Genomic DNA, 14,901 nt, shown 5'->3' on the forward strand with positions numbered 1-14,901 from the left:
CGTGAGCGGGGCGAGGGTCCGCTCCTCCACGGCCGCGACGACGGCCCGGCCCCGGTCGAGGGCGGCCCGGCCCCGCCGCGCGGCAGGCCGCCGGACGGGTCGCGGGAGCCGCGGGCCACGGCGCCGGACAGGTCGCGGGAGTGGTCGCGCAGATGGTCCTCCGACGCCAGCGGCCAGGGGGCGGCGCGGCTGTCGGTGGTCAGCGGCAGGATCGGCTGCGGTCCGAGTCGTGCGCCGGTGGCGGGGTGCGGCCCCGGCGGGTCGCCGAACAGGTCCGCGGCGTCCAGGCGCTCGTCGGTGCCGGCGGCGGCCTGCAGCCGTCCCGCCAGACCGGAGCGGCCCGCGCCCTCGCCGGCCCCGCCCCGCGCCGGGACTCCGGACCCGCCGGGACCGGCAGGACCGCCTGGACCGTGCGGGTCCGCGCCGGGCGGCCGGAGCGGACCCGAGGCCGCACCGAAGGCGTCGAAGGCGTCGAAGCCGCCGGCCCGCGGCGGCGACGGGAGCTGGTCGGTGCGGTGCGCACCGGACGGGCTCGACAGCGGGTCGTATCCCGCCGCGTACGGCCCCGCGGCGTCACCCAGGCTGGGGTCGTACGGCACGCGGACCGGCCCCGACGGCGTCTCGACGATCCGCGACGGCATCGGCCCGGACGGCGGGTCGAGCGGCGGCAGCAGCCCGGCCGGCGTCGGGTCGGCCTGCGTGGGCAGGGGCGAGGGCGTCTCCGGGTTGCGCGGCCGGGTGGAGCCGTGGGCCAGCAGGATGCGTTCGAGGGCGTCGCCGACCTGCGCCGCTGTGAGGCGTTCGGCCGGGTCCTTGCGCAGCAGCCCCTCGATGACGGGCAGCAGCGCACCGGCGCGCTGCGGCCGGATCGGTTCCTGCGTCAGCACCGCGCCGAGCACGGCGATCGCGTCCGGCCCCTCGTACGGGGGACGCCCCTCGACGGCCGCGTACAGCGTCGCGCCGAACGACCACAGGTCGGCCGCGGCCGTGACGGGCTGCCCCGACAGCCGCTCCGGCGGCACGTACGCGGGCGAGCCCATGAGCAGCCCGGTCTGGGTGATCGTGACGTCGCCCTCGATGGCGGCGATGCCGAAGTCGGTGAGCACCACCCGGTCGGCGGTGAGCAGCACGTTGCCCGGCTTGACGTCGCGGTGCAGGATCCCGGCGGCGTGGGCGTGACGCAGCGCGTCGAGCACCCGGATGCCGATCTCGGCGGCCTGCACCACCGGCAGCGGGCCGCTCTGCCGGACGGCCTGCTCCAGCGACCAGGCGCGGAACAGCTCCATGACGATCCAGGGCCGGCCGCCCTCCTCGACCACGTCGTGCACGGTCACGATGCCGGGATGCGTCAGCCGCGCGGCCGAGCGGGCCTCGCGCAGCATCCGCCGGTGCGCCACCTGCGTGCCCGCGTTGTCCAGCCCGAACGGCAGGATCAGCTCCTTGACCGCCACGTCCCGGTCGAGCAGGACGTCGTGCGCCTGCCACACCATCCCCATGCCGCCCCGGCCCACCGGCGACATCAGCCGGTAGCGCCGGCCGATCAAGCGACCCTGACTCCGTGACACGTCCCCCTGTGTGCCGGGCCCGCCGAGCAACCGGTCGGCTGCCATCTCCGCCCCCATCTTCCGCCCCATCGGTCACATTCGTCGCGCCGCGCTACCAGGTTATGAGGTTCGACACGATATAGGGACGCTATTCCGGAACGGAAGCAGCCCTGAAGTGCTGACAAATGGTATTACATGGGGAAATATCACTGATCAGATGGATCAAGTGCTGAATCTGCGAGGGCGAGCAACGCGCTCGTGAACGCCTCCGCCGGCGGGCTGACCAGCCCGGCGCCGACCTGTCCGGTGCCCGCCACCCGCCCGGCGATGCCGGTGTTGACGACCGGCAGCAGCCCGGTCCGCGCCACCAGCGTCACGTCGATCCCGACCGGCGTCCCCCGGAAGCCGAGCGCCGGGATCTGGTACGCGGGGTGCTCGGCCAGCGTGATCTCGTACATGCCCAGTGTCGCCGCCACCGCGTCCGCCACCTCGCCGCCCACGAACCGCACGATGGCCGGGGCCGCCGCCATCGCGAACCCGCCCAGGCCCGACGTCTCCGTGATCGTGGAGTCGCCGATGTCGGGGTTCGCGTCCGCCGGTCCGTACGCGCCGAGGTAGAGGCCGTCGGGCACCCCCGCCGGGCCCGTGAACCACCGGTCGCCCAGGCCCGACACCTGCACCCCGAAGTCGGTGCCGTTGCGGGCCATCGCCACGACCAGCGACGACCCCGGCACGTCCCGGGCCGCGTCCGTGGCGACCTTGGCGGCGGCCATGGCGGCGTTCAGGAAGAAGTGGTCGTTGCCCCCGACGAACCGCAGCACCTCGGCGGCGTGCCCCGGCGCCGCGTCCACCACGAACGGCGCCAGCTCCCGCAGGAGCAGCGACGTGGCCGCGCGGTTGCGGTTGTGCAGCTCGTCGCCCATCTGCAGCGCCTGCCCGATCAGCGCGCGCAGATCGACGGGCCCGGCCAGCTCGACCGCCGCCGACAGGACCGGCCCCAGCACGTGGTCCATCCAGCCGAGCCGGTCGAGCACCTCCGGGCCGTACGCGCCGTAGCGCAGCACCCGGCCGAGCCCCTCGTTCAGGGAGCAGTACGCGACGCCGCCGTGGACGTCGTCCCGCACCTCGAACATCCACATCGACGGGCTCACCACGCCGGCCATCGGCCCGACGGTCCGGTGGCGGTGACAGGGCTCCAGCCGTACCTTGCCCGACTCCAGCCGGGCGCGGGCGTCGTGCTCGTCGTGGGCGTACCCCTCCAGCAGCATCGCGCCGATCAGGGCGCCGCGCATCGGGCCGGACGCCCGCTCCCAGTCCAGGGGCGGCCCCGCGTGCAGGAACATCGGCTGCGGCAGGTCCAGCACCTCCGAGGCGCGCCGCACGCTCACCAGCAGTGGCCGGGCCGAGGTCAGCCGGGAGACGGCGCGGTCGTTGGCGGCGGGCCGGCGCGGGTCGGCCAGCACCCGCGCCAGCGCGCCGGCGGTGCCGGGCAGCGGGGGCCGCCAGTCCACGGGCGTGGTGGTCACGGCCTGCGCGTCCAGGGCCTCGCGCAGCAGGCTCGCGCCGGCCGTGATCACGTGGGGCGGGCCGGAGAGCAGCGTCATAGGAGGTCCCTCGCGTGCCGTGCGGCCTGGGCGTTGGAGACGAAGACGGACGCGCCCGCGTCGTGGAGCGCGGCCGCCTGCCGGTGCAGGCCCTGCGGGTCGCCCTCGGTGCCGACGAGCGCGATGACGACGGCGGAGGCGGGGCAGCGGGCGACGGCCGGCGCCAGCGACGCGGCCGGGTCGGGGTCCGAGCCGTGGCCGAGGACGACGTCCAGGAGCACCACGTCGCCAGGGCCGACGCGGGCGAGCGCCTCCAGCCGCAACGCCGGGTCGATCATGGGGTGAGGGCGGCCCCGGGTGTAGGCGTCGTCACCGAAGTCGGTGAACTCCCCCCGGCCCGCGCTCGGGCCGTCCCGTGGCCCTTCGTCCCGGGGTGGGCCGCCCACGATGTCGGCGGCCTCCGCGCAGAGGGTGCCGCCCGCGTACAGTCCCCTGATCACGCCTGAGCCGGGAGCCGGGCGGGCGGGCGCGGGCCACGACGGCCAGGCGGGCACGGGCCTGCCGAGCGCGCGCAGCGCCCGCTCCGCCGCGTCGGTCAGGTCGCCGTGTCCGAGCAGCGCGGGCACGACCGGTGTCCGCAGGGTCTCGACCACCTCCTGTACGGCCCGCGCCACCTGCGGGTCCGGGGGCTTGGAGACGAGCACGATCAGCTCGGTGGCCGGGTCCTCGTCCAGCAGCCGCAGCGCCCGTACCGCCGACAGGCCGCCCACCTCGGCCGACAGGTCCCTGCCGCCGACGCCGAGCACGTGGCTGACACCGGTGCCGGCCAGGTCCAGCAGGGACGTCACCTGCTGCGCGCCCGTGCCGGACGCGGCGACCACGCCGACCGGTCCCGGCCGCAGGACGTTCGCGAAGCCCAGGCCCACCCCGGCGATCACGGCGGTGCCGCAGTCGGGGCCCATGACGAGCACGCCGCGCTCGGCGGCCAGCCGCTTGAGCAGCACCTCCTGCCGTACGGGAACGCCGTCACTGAAGATCATCACGTCGAGGCCCGCCTCGACGGCGTCCAGGGCCTCCGGCAGCACGTGCTCACCGGGCACCGACACGAGCACCACCTCGGCGGACTCCCGGGCCCGCCGGGCGGCCGCACGGGTGGTGCGCGGGGGCGGCCCCTCTCCGCCCCCGCCGTACGAGAAGGCGCCGTGCGAGAAGGCACCGTGAGAGGAGGACAGGTCCGCGAGGAGGCGGTCGAGCTCCCGCTCGGCCTCCGCCACGTCCCGGCCGCGCAGCGCCACGAGCAGGTCGGACGGCCCGGCGGGGGGAGGGGTGAAGCCGAGGTCGCGGGCCATGGCGAGGTTCAGCTCGGTGGCCATGGCGACCAGGGCCACCTCCATGCCGGGCAGCTCGGCCAGGGCCCGGCTGACCCGCATGAGCGCCACCGAGTCGTGGTAGATCCCGGCCCGCACCACCGCCGTCTCACCCGTTCCCGCCATCACCCGGCACCGCCCGGACCGGCGGCGACGGGAAGGCGCGAGGCCAGGGCGAGGACGGCGTGGACGCCGATCGTGATCCCCTGGGCGAGGTCGGAGCCCGAGGTGTGGCCGAGGGCGTGCAGGCGGCGCACGGCTGGCTCCAGCGGGTGCCGTCCCGCCAGCGCCCGCAGGACCGCGATCACCTCCGGGCACGCCTGCCCCCGCGCCGCGCAGTGCAGCAGCGTGGCCGACAGTGGCGTGGTGCGCGTCCGGGCCTCGTACGTGACCGTGGCCGCGAGCCGGTCCGCCAGCCACACCGCCCGCCCGGCGCGCGTGGCCGCGCCGAGGAGCCGCAGCGTCACCAGCAGCCCGGCGAGCACGTCGTCCCCGCTCGGGGTGAGCCCCGGACCGAGCCCGACGAGCCGCTCGGCGGCCGTCAGCACGTCCGTCACCCTCCCGCGCACGCATCCGGACGCCAGCAGCTCCACGGCGTCCTCGCCCGCGAGCGCCGGTTCGCCGGGTGCCAGCCCGGCCGCCGTGTCGCGCAGCCGCGCCGGGCCCGCGTCGCCGAGTGGCGGGGCCGGGTCCCACCAGCGGGACACGCGCAGGCTCAACCGTCCCAGCAGCACCGCCCCGTCGCCCACCGACGCGTCGTCACCCACCGTGAGGCGCGGCGGCTCGCCCGCCAGCAGCACCGCGTTGGGCAGCCGGATCGCGCCCGTGCTGAGCACCGCGATGACCGACGGCTCCTCCTCCGTCCTGACCTGGAGGTAGGCCCCGGCCGGGAACGCGGCGAGGACGCGGGCCGGGCGTCGCGGCGCGTCGAGCAGCGGCCGGACCGCCGTGCTCGCGGCCCCGGTCGCGTGGACGCGCGGCCGTCTCGCGCGGGTACCGACGGTCACCGGCCCTCCTCCCGACCTTGGGCCTTGACGGTAGAACGGCCGGTCAATCACGCCGTACGGAGAAATTTGCCAACACTGCGCGAGAAGGTTGGCTCTTCCTGACAGACCGCTTCCGGGTAACAATCACCCCATGGAGCCCCCGGTTCGCCCGGCCAGCACGGGAACGATCATCCATGGTCTGTCCGTGGGCGAGGTGCTCGGCGTCTCGACGCTCGCCCAGGCCCGGCTGCTCGCGGGGGAGAGCGGCCTCGGACGCATCGTGCAGCGCCTGAACGTCATGGAGGTGCCCGACGTCCTCGCCTGGGTCAAGCCGCACGAGCTGCTGCTCACCACCGGCTACCCGCTGCGCAACACCCCCCAGTCGCTCGGCCGGCTCGTCGCCGACCTCGACGAGCGCGGGCTGTCGGCGCTGGCCATCAAGCTCGGCCGGTACGTGGACGAACTGCCGGACGCGATGGTGGAGCAGGCGGACCGGCTCGGGTTCCCGCTGATCCTGCTGCCGAACGACGTCGGCTTCGACGACATCCTCAACCAGGTGCTGACCGACATACTCAACCGGCAGGCGGCCGTGCTCGCGCGGGGCGAGGAGGCGCACCGGGCGCTGGTCCAGGTGGTGCTGGCCGGCGGCGGGCTGGACGAGGTGACCGAGGGCGTGGCGGGGCTGCTGGACGTGGCCGTGGCCGCCGTGGACGGGGCCGGGCGCGTCCTGGCGACGGCGGGGCCGCCGGACGACGTGACAGTGCTGCGCGAGTCGATCGCCCGCGAGGGCCCCGCCGTCCCGCCCGCCGCTCCCCGGCCGGCCTCACCGGTGGGCACGGGCGGGCGGGGACAGGACTTCGTGTCGGTGCCCGTCGTCGCCGGCGGCCACCACCACGGCCGGATCGTCGCCTACAGCCCGTCGAGCGCCGTCCGTGACAGCGACGTCGGCATCCTGGAGCGCGCCGCCACCGTCGCCGCGCTCGTCGTCACCCGTCAGGAGGCCGTCACCGCCGTCGAGAGCAAGTACCGCGCCGACTTCCTGCGCGACGTCCTCACCGGCCGCGCCGGCCCCGCCGAGCGGGTGACCGCGCGCGCCCGGGCGTTCGGCTGGGACCTCGAACGGCCGGTCACCGTGCTCGTCGCCGAGCTCGATCCCGAGAGCGACGAGCGCACCGCCCAGGACCGCCTGGTCACGAGCTGGACCGCGGCGACGCGCCGCCACGACCCGCGCGGCGCCGTCGCCGGCTTCTCGCACGAGGTGGTGGTCGTGCTCGACGCCGGCGTGGACGCCGCCAGGGTCGCCAAGGACGCGGCGTCCGCCTTCGCCGACACGCCTCCGGCCACGTTCTCCACCGGCACCTCGCGGCCGTCGCCGGGCGTCGCGGCGCTGCCCGAGGCGTACGCGCAGGCGCTCAAGGCGGCCCGCGTCGGCCGCCAGCTCCACGGGCCGGGCGCGGTCGCCCACTTCGACCAGCTCGGCGTCTACCGGCTGCTGTCGCTGGTGAACGACACGGCGGAGCTGCACGCGTTCGTCCGCGAGACCCTGGGAGCGCTTGCCACCGACGAGGACGCCGAGAACGCCGACCTGCGGCGCACGCTCCAGGTGCTCCTGGAGACCAATCTCAACGTGGCCGAGACGGCCCGGCGGCTGCACTTCCACTACAACACGCTGCGCTACCGCATCGGCAAGCTGGAGCGCCTGCTCGGCAACTTCACCGACGACCCCCATCTGCGGCTCAACCTGACGCTCGCGCTGCACGTCCTGCGGATGCGCGGCATCTAGCCGCGTCTAGGCTTGGGTGCCGTGGAATTCGAACTGCGCTCCGACTACATCCCGCTGTGCGACCTGCTGAAGTACTGCGGCGTCACCGAGACGGGCGGCATGGCCAAGCACCTCGTCGCGGAGGGCATGGTGCTGGTGGACGGCGAGGTGGAGCTGCGCAAGACCTGCAAGATCCGCTCGGGCCAGGTGGTGAGCGGGGAGGGCTTCACCATCCAGGTCCACTGACCCGAACACCCTTCACGAAAAGTCACCACATCATTACCCGCTGTTGACTATTGTCGTCCCCGCCGGTGAAAAATAAACGGCCTCCCGAAGGAGGCCGTAGAGCCCGGGAACGTACCCCCGGGCGAGGTGACTCCATGTTAGGGCGTGATGGCAGTGGGCGACAAGCCGATTCCCGAACTCGGCCGGGTCGGCGTGTACATCGACGGGTTCAACCTCTACTACGGGTTGCGCGCGCTCGGCCGCCGGAGTCTGCTGTGGCTGGACCTGTGGTCGCTGGCCACCGGCTTCCTCAAGCCGCAGCAGCGCCTGGTGTCCGTGCGCTACTTCACCGCGGCGATCAGGGACGATCCGCCCGCGGGCGCTCGGCAGGAGGCATACCTCGCCACCCTGGAGAGCCGGGGGGTGGAGGTGGTCCTCGGGCGGTTCCAGGAGCAGGTGATCCGCTGCCGTGCCTGCGGGGCGCAGCGCCGTACCTACGCCGAGAAGCAGTCCGATGTCGCCCTGGCCGCCGCCATGGTCGGCGACGTGGCCACCGACAGCGTGGACGTCGTCATCCTGGTGTCCGCCGACTCCGACCTGTGCGCGGCCATCCACGCGATCAAGCAGCTCGACACGCGACGGGGCCGGAAGACGAAGGTCGTTTCGGTGTTCCCGCCCCTGAGACGGTCCGACCACCTGCGGCAGGTCAGCGACGCCTGGTTCCCGCTCGGAGCCGCCGTGATCCGCCGGGCGCAGCTTCCCGACGTCGTGGAGGCGGCCGGAGGCGCCCTCTACCACCGTCCGCCGCACTGGAACTGATCTCACCGTTCAGGTGCGGCGGCGTGAGTGAGGGGAATGCTGGTGCTGTACGTGAATTTGGCAGATCATGCCCGTGTAGGAGTGCCGAGACGGGCCTAATGTGCCCGCAACGGAAAGACCGCACAGGGATAAGACCGCACAGGAAAAAGACCGCACAGGGATAAGACCGCACAGGGACGAGCCGCCGCGGAGGAGCCTGCGGGGCGGCCACTGCCCGACGGCCCGGCTGAAGAGGGGCTTTCATGGTTTTCGGCTGGACCAAACACGGTGACGGCAAGCACCTGGCTCCCGGCGAGGTGGTCAGGCCGGACGAGCGGCTGACCTGGCCGCGCATGATCGGCTTCGGCGCGCAGCACGTCGTCGCGATGTTCGGCGCCACGTTCGTCTTCCCGCTCGTCATGGGCCTCGACCCGAACGTCGCGATCATGATGTCCGGCGTGGCCACGATCCTGTTCCTGCTGATCGTCAAGGGCAGGATTCCCAGCTACCTCGGCACCAGCGCCTCGTTCGTGGGCGGGGTGCTCGCGCTGAGGGCGATCTTCGGGGGCGACACGGCCGGGGCCGACGCGATCGTCACCGGAGCCATCCTCGTCGCCGGGCTCGTGCTCGCGCTCGCCGGGGTCGCGGTGCACTTCCTCGGCGTCGGCATCATCCACAAGATGTTCCCGCCCGTCGTGACCGGCGGGGTGGTCATGCTCATCGGGTTCGGGCTGGCGTACGTGGTCGCCGACGTGTACTGGCCGCAGGACCAGTGGATGGCGCTGGTCACGATGCTGGTGACGTTCGTGCTGGTGGTGGCGGTCAAGGGGTTCGTCGGCCGGATCGGCATCCTCGTCGGGCTGGTGATCGGATACGTGCTGTCGTGGGCGGCCGACCGGGTGTTCGGCAAGGTGCCCGCCTACAACGACGGGACGCTGGCCCTCGCGCCGCACTTCCGGGTGGACCTGTCCAAGGTCGCGTCGGCCCCGTGGGTGGGGCTGCCGGACTTCCACCTGCCCGACGTCCGCTTCTCCGCCGCGCTGCTCGTGCTGCCCGCGGTCATCGCGCTGATCGCCGAGAACATCGGCCACGTCAAGGCGGTCGGCGAGATGACCCGCACCGACGTCGACCCGTACGTGGGCCGGGCCATCGCCGCCGACGGCGTCGCCACCGTGGTCACCAGCGCGGTCGGCGGCTCGCCCACCACCACCTACGCCGAGAACATCGGCGTCATGGCCGCCACCAAGGTCTACTCCACCGCCGCCTACTACATCGCCGGCCTGTTCGCGATCGCGTTCGGGCTGAGCCCGAAGTTCGGCGCGCTGGTGTCCGCCACGCCGTCCGGCGTGCTGGGCGGCGTCACGGTCATCCTGTACGGCATGATCGGACTCCTCGGCGCCAAGATCTGGGTCGAGAACCGGGTCGACTTCTCCGATCCGCTGAACATGGTGCCCATCGGCGCCGGCATCATCCTGGCGGTCGGGCCGGTGAAGTTCCTGATCAGCTCGGAGTTCCGGCTGGAGGGGATCGCGCTCGGCACCATCGTGCTGGTGGGCGGGTACCACCTGCTGCGGGTGATCGCCGGCCGGCCGTTGCCCGCGCCCGGTGGAGCCCCAGCCGCGGGCGGGACCGGCCCGGATGGGACCAGCGGGGAGACGGCCGCGGGAGAGTCCGCCGCCGAGGACAGGAGGGACGCGGGGTGAAGCCGCCGCCGTTCGCCTACCACGCGCCGCGCGACCTGCGCGAGGCGCTGGACCTGCTGGCCGAGGTGGACGGCAAGGTGCTCGCCGGGGGGCAGAGCCTGATCCCGCTGCTCAACATGCGGCTGGCCGCGCCCGCCCACGTGGTGGACGTCAACCGCCTCCCGGGCCTGGCCACGATCGAGGCGGGCCCCGGGGGCGTGACCGTGGGGGCGCTGGCGCGGCAGGCCGAGGTGGCGCGCTCCGGCGTCCACCCGCTGCTGGGGCAGGCGCTGCGGCTGGTCGCCCACCCGGTCATCCGCAACCGCGGCACCGTCGTGGGCAGCCTCGTCCACGCCGACCCGGCCGCCGAACTGCCGGCCGTGCTGGCCGTCCTGGGCGGTTCCGTACGACTGGCCCGCCGCGCCCCGAACGGGAGCGACTCCGGCGTGTCCGATGGCATGGGCGGACCGGGCGGGACCTGGGGGATCGGTGGCGCGGAGGCGGCCGTGCGGGAGGTGAGGGCGGACGCGTTCTTCACCGGGCCGCTGGAGTCGGCGGTGGAGGCCGGGGAGCTGGTCGTGTCGGCGTTCTTCCCGGCGCTGCCCCCCAGGTCCGGGTCCGCGTTCGCGGAGGTGGCCCGGCGGCACGGCGACTACGCGCTGGCCGGTGTGTGCGCCGTGGTGACGCTGGACGAGGACCTGCACGTGGCCGCGGCCCGCGTGGCGTGCGTCGGCGTCGGCCCGGTCCCGGTGGTGGCGGACGTGACGGAGGAGTGCGGGCGACGGCCCGCGGCCACGGTCCCGTGGGAGGCGGTCACGGCGGCCGTGCGGCGGGCCGTGGAGCCGGAGGACGACATCCACGCGAGCGCCGCGTACCGGCTGCACCTGGTGGGCGTCCTCGCCGAGCGGGTGCTGAGGGAGGCGGCGGCCCACGCCACCGCCCACCATGAGGGCCCGTCGCGAGACGAACGGTGAGGAGAGCGGTGGACCACGAGATCACGCTGGTCGTGAACGGCACCGCCCGCCGGGCACGGGTGCCGGGGCGGCGGCTGCTGTCCGACTGCCTGCGCCACGACCTCGGCCTGACCGGCACCCACGTCGGCTGCGAGCACGGCGTCTGCGGCTGCTGCACGGTGCTGCTCGACGGCGAGCCGGTGCGCTCCTGCCTGACGCTCGCGGTGACCGTGGACGGCAGGGAGATCACCACGGTCGAGGGGCTGGCCGGGCCGGACGGGCTGTCGCCGGTGCAGCGGGCGTTCGAGGAGTGCCACGCCCTCCAGTGCGGCTTCTGCACCCCGGGCTTCCTCTGCACGGTCACCGCGCTGCTGCGCGACAACCCGGCACCGGCCGATGACGAGGTGCTGGAGGGCATCTCCGGCAACCTGTGCCGCTGCACCGGCTACCAGAACATCGTCAAGGCCGTCCACCGCGCCGCCGAGCTGCTGGCGGAGGAGACACCGTGAGCAGCGGAGGGGACGTCGTGAGCACGAGGGCGGAGGAGACGCCGTGAGCACGAGGCTGTTCGGCGAGCCGGTGCGCCGGCGCGAGGACCGCCGGCTGCTGACCGGCCGGGGCCGCTACGTCGACGACCTGGGCCGGGACGCCCTGGCCGCCGCGTTCGTCCGCTCCCCGCACGCCCGCGCCCGCATCCGCGACATCGACGTCTCCGCCGCCCTCGACGTCGAGGGCCTGGTCGCGATCTACACCTGGGAGGACCTGCCCGAGCGCGTGGGGCGGCCGCTGCCGCTGCTCATCCCGCACCCCGCGCTCACCCACGGCCGCACCGCGTACCCGCTGGCCCGCGACGTGGTCCGCCACGTCGGCGAGCCGGTCGTCATGGTGGTGGCCGCCGACCGCTACCTCGCCGAGGACGCCTGCGCGCTCATCCAGGTCGACTACGAGCCGCTCAAGCCGGTCGTCGGCCTGGAGGAGGCGGCGCTCGGAGCGCGGCTCGTCCACGACGACGTGCCCGGCAACGTGGGCGCCCGCCTCGTGCAGGAGGTCCCGGCCCGGGACGGCAGGAGCGCCCGGGAGGCCATCGAGGAGGCGCCGCACACGCTGGCGTTCCGGCTGGACGTCGAGCGCAGCGCCAGCATGCCGCTGGAGGGCCGCGGCGTGCACGCCCGCTGGGACGGCACCGACCTGCGCGTCCACTCCAGCACCCAGACCTCGACCAGCGTGCGGATGGCGGTGGCCGCCGCGCTCGGCCTGCCGCTGCCGCACGTGGAGGTGATCGCGCCGGACGTGGGCGGCGGTTTCGGCGTGAAGATCGTGCATCCGTGGCCGGAGGAGATCCTGGTGCCGTGGGCCGCCATGACGCTCGGCCGCGAGGTCAAGTGGACCGAGGACCGGCGCGAGCACTTCGTCTCCTCGGCGCACGAGCGGGCGCAGGTGCAGTACGTGCGGGTCGGGTTCGACGACGACGGGCGCGTGCTGGGGCTGGACGTGACGATCCTGCACGACCACGGCGCCTACACGCCGTACGGGATCATCGTGCCGATCGTCACCTCCACCCAGCTCCTCGGGCCGTACAGGATCGGCGCCTACCGGGTGGAGTTCTCCGCGATCTACACCAACACCGTGCAGGTCACGCCGTACCGGGGGGCCGGCCGGCCGCAGGGCGTGTTCTGCATGGAGCGCACCATGGACAGGATCGCCCGCCACCTCGCCAAGGACCGCACCGAGGTGCGGCGGGCCAACTTCATCGAGCCGGACGAGTTCCCGTACGACCAGGGCATGATCTTCCAGGACGGCCGGCCGCTGATCTACGACAGCGGCGACTACCCGCGGATGCTCGCCATGCTCAAGGAGCTGATCGGCTGGGACGCCTTCGAGCGGCGGCCCGGCCGCGGCATCGGGATCGGCTGCTACGTCGAGGGGACCGGCGTCGGCCCGTACGAGGGCGGCCACGTGCAGGTCACCTCCGACGGCCGCGTCCACGTCTCCACGGGCCTCACCTCGCAGGGGCAGGGCCACGAGACGGTGTTCGCGCAGATCGCCGCCACCGAGCTGGGCGTGCCCATCGAGCGGATCTCGGTGGTGACCGGCGACACGCGCAGGTTCGGGTACGCGGTGGGCACGTTCGCCTCCCGCGCGGCCGTCGTCAGCGGCAACGCCATCGCGCTGGCCTGCCGGAAGGTGCGGGCCAAGGCGCTGCGCATCGCGGCCGACGCGCTGGAGGCGGACCCGGCCGACCTGGAGATCACCGACGGGGTCGTCCACGTGGTGGGGACGCCGTCGGCGTCGATCCCGCTGGCCACGGTCGCCGTGCTGTCCAACCCGCTGCGTTACGCCTTCGACGACGAGGCCGTGCGGGCCACCCAGTTCGCGGGCGCCTCCTCGCCCGACCGGCCGCCGGTCGCCGAGGGCGACGAGCCGGGGCTGGAGGGACGCGACTACTACTCGCCGATCAGGTCCACCTTCGCCGCCGGCATGCACGCCGCGATCGTGGAGACCGACCCGCTGACGGCCGAGATCCGGGTGGTCAGGTACGCGGTGGTGCACGACTGCGGGCGGCTGGTCAACCCGATGATCGTCGAGGGGCAGATCCACGGCGGCGTCGCGCAGGGCATCGGCGGCGCGCTGTACGAGCGGATGGTCTACGACGGGGACGGGCAGCTGCTCAACGCCTCGTTCATGGACTTCCTCATGCCGTACGCCACGGAGATCCCCCGGATCGAGACCGCCCACCTGGAGACGCCGTCGCCGCTCAACCCGCTCGGCGTGAAGGGCGCGGGGGAGGCGGGCGTCATCCCGGTCTCGGCGGTCATCGCCTCGGCCGTCGAGGACGCCGAGGGCATCACCATCGACCGGATGCCGATCTCGCCGTCGGAGCTGTTCGAGCTGCGTGCCCGTCACCAGGGCACTTAGTCGGGACCCGCGGTGTTCCTCGCCGGCGCCGCGTCCTCCCTCCGGGCGGCGCGCAGGACGGCGGACAGGAAGATCAGGCCCACGGCGATGCTCAGGGCGTGCTCAACGACTGCGAGTACCGCGTACTCGGCCGTCACGAAACCTCCGGGCCGGAGGATCACCATCGGCAGCTTCCAGCCGCTCCACGCGAACAGCGAGCCTGAAGCCATGAAGGCCAGCGTCATCGGGATCCACCGCCGAAGCCGGACCGGCCGGCGGCGGGTGAGCGCCCAGATGCTCCAGGCGCCGAGCAGGGCCCACAGTCCCGAGCCGGCGTTCAGCAGCCGCCCGTCGAGACCCCCGTGGTCGCGATGGGCCGGGTCGAGGCCCAGCGTCCCGCCCAGCGCCCAGGAGGACCAGAGCAGGCCCAGCCCGGCGGCCACGGCCATCGCCACCGTGACCGGTACGGATGAGCGGGCAGGGCCGTCCCCGACGCGGCCGAGGAAGGCCCGCGGCCATCTCTCCCGCAGATAGATCGGCAAGGCCACGGCCAGCCCCACGGCCATCCCGGCGAACCCGATGGTGATGAAGATCGTCTCCCCTCGCGGAGCCGACGCGGAGCCGTCGTCGCCACCCGGGCCGATCCCGAGCGCGCCGAGGACACCACTGATCACCGAGTAGGGAAGCATCGGGACCAGGAAGCCCGCACCCACCCAGGAAAAGAAGATCACCGGAACGGCCGGCAGCCGGCGGCCCCATCGCTGGGCCAGCGCCAGCCCCAGCGCGATACCGGTCACCGCCATCACCACGGTGACCGCGTTCAGCAGCACCCAGTCCGCAGTGCCGTAGTCGTGCGGACCATGCCCGAGCAGGGCCGCGGCGACCCAGTAGACCTTGACCGCCAGGTAGAGCGACATGCAGAGCGCCGCGCCACAGCCCGCGAGCCTGCGCACCGCGCTCCATACCGCGCTCGCACCCGTCGAGGCGGGAAATCCACCCGAATCCTGTGTCACCTGAACACGAACCCCCAGCGTGCCGATCTGGACGCCCTCGAGTCTCCAGGGGCGTCGACCGGGCGAGATCCCCCCGCGGGGTGAGACGCCGGTGGCTTCTTCCCCCGTGCAGGGGACAAGGATCACCCTCGG

General features: G+C 73.9%; 12 protein-coding genes. 7 read left to right on the forward strand and 5 right to left on the reverse strand.

Translation table 11 applies throughout. From position 1 onward, the window contains the following. From AB0H64_RS13510 to AB0H64_RS13525, 4 genes are all read right to left on the reverse strand, one after another. Nucleotides 1-1,544: protein kinase (locus AB0H64_RS13510; RefSeq protein ID WP_357623566.1), on the reverse strand; the 1,544-nt coding region annotated here is incomplete at its 3' end. Nucleotides 1,545-1,750: 206 nt separating this feature from the next. Beyond that, entirely contained in the window at nt 1,751-3,148 is a 1,398-nt protein-coding gene (locus tag AB0H64_RS13515; protein WP_357623568.1) for a DUF1116 domain-containing protein, read from the reverse strand. Beyond that, nucleotides 3,145-4,581: an FdrA family protein gene (locus tag AB0H64_RS13520; protein WP_357623569.1), complete on the reverse strand. Its 1,437-nt coding sequence runs from the start codon at nt 4,579-4,581 to the stop codon at nt 3,145-3,147. The genes AB0H64_RS13515 and AB0H64_RS13520 overlap by 4 nt, the downstream gene beginning before the upstream one ends. Next, the gene (locus AB0H64_RS13525; RefSeq protein ID WP_357623570.1) at nt 4,581-5,462 is read right to left on the reverse strand and encodes a DUF2877 domain-containing protein; all 882 of its coding nucleotides are present in this window, start codon (nt 5,460-5,462) and stop codon (nt 4,581-4,583) included. Before AB0H64_RS13525 ends, AB0H64_RS13520 begins: the two co-directional genes overlap by 1 nt. A 130-nt stretch (nt 5,463-5,592) precedes the next feature. Here AB0H64_RS13525 and AB0H64_RS13530 point away from each other — a divergent pair, with 130 nt between their 5' ends. The 7 genes from AB0H64_RS13530 to cutA all read left to right on the forward strand — a co-directional run bounded on the left by AB0H64_RS13530 (nt 5,593) and on the right by cutA (nt 13,777). Further along, nucleotides 5,593-7,224: a PucR family transcriptional regulator ligand-binding domain-containing protein gene (locus AB0H64_RS13530; RefSeq protein ID WP_357623572.1), complete on the forward strand. Its 1,632-nt coding sequence runs from the start codon at nt 5,593-5,595 to the stop codon at nt 7,222-7,224. 21 nt (nt 7,225-7,245) lie between these two features. After that, nucleotides 7,246-7,449 (forward strand): RNA-binding S4 domain-containing protein, encoded by a 204-nt coding sequence (locus AB0H64_RS13535; protein WP_357623573.1) that lies wholly within the window; start codon nt 7,246-7,248, stop codon nt 7,447-7,449. Nucleotides 7,450-7,596: 147 nt separating this feature from the next. After that, on the forward strand, nt 7,597-8,247 hold the full coding sequence (locus AB0H64_RS13540; RefSeq protein WP_357623575.1) for an NYN domain-containing protein: 651 nt from the start codon (nt 7,597-7,599) through the stop codon (nt 8,245-8,247). Between the two features lie 242 nt (nt 8,248-8,489). Then, a complete protein-coding gene (locus AB0H64_RS13545) occupies nt 8,490-9,929 on the forward strand; it encodes a solute carrier family 23 protein (RefSeq protein ID WP_357623577.1) in 1,440 nt (479 codons plus the stop codon). Continuing rightward, nucleotides 9,926-10,882, forward strand: a complete 957-nt coding sequence (locus AB0H64_RS13550) for an FAD binding domain-containing protein (protein ID WP_357623578.1) — start codon at nt 9,926-9,928, stop codon at nt 10,880-10,882. Before AB0H64_RS13545 ends, AB0H64_RS13550 begins: the two co-directional genes overlap by 4 nt. An 8-nt stretch (nt 10,883-10,890) precedes the next feature. Then, on the forward strand, nt 10,891-11,370 hold the full coding sequence (locus tag AB0H64_RS13555; RefSeq protein ID WP_357623580.1) for a (2Fe-2S)-binding protein: 480 nt from the start codon (nt 10,891-10,893) through the stop codon (nt 11,368-11,370). A gap of 43 nt (nt 11,371-11,413) precedes the next feature. Further along, nucleotides 11,414-13,777 (forward strand): aerobic carbon-monoxide dehydrogenase large subunit, encoded by a 2,364-nt coding sequence (cutA, locus tag AB0H64_RS13560; protein WP_357623582.1) that lies wholly within the window; start codon nt 11,414-11,416, stop codon nt 13,775-13,777. Here the strand turns inward: cutA and AB0H64_RS13565 are convergent. Next, nucleotides 13,774-14,709 (reverse strand): hypothetical protein, encoded by a 936-nt coding sequence (locus tag AB0H64_RS13565; protein ID WP_357623583.1) that lies wholly within the window; start codon nt 14,707-14,709, stop codon nt 13,774-13,776. The two genes, cutA and AB0H64_RS13565, sit on opposite strands and share 4 nt — an antisense overlap. Between the last annotated feature and the right edge of the window lie 192 nt (nt 14,710-14,901).

This window comes from Nonomuraea sp. NPDC050733 (genome assembly GCF_040654215.1).
GTDB lineage: Bacteria > Actinomycetota > Actinomycetes > Streptosporangiales > Streptosporangiaceae > Nonomuraea.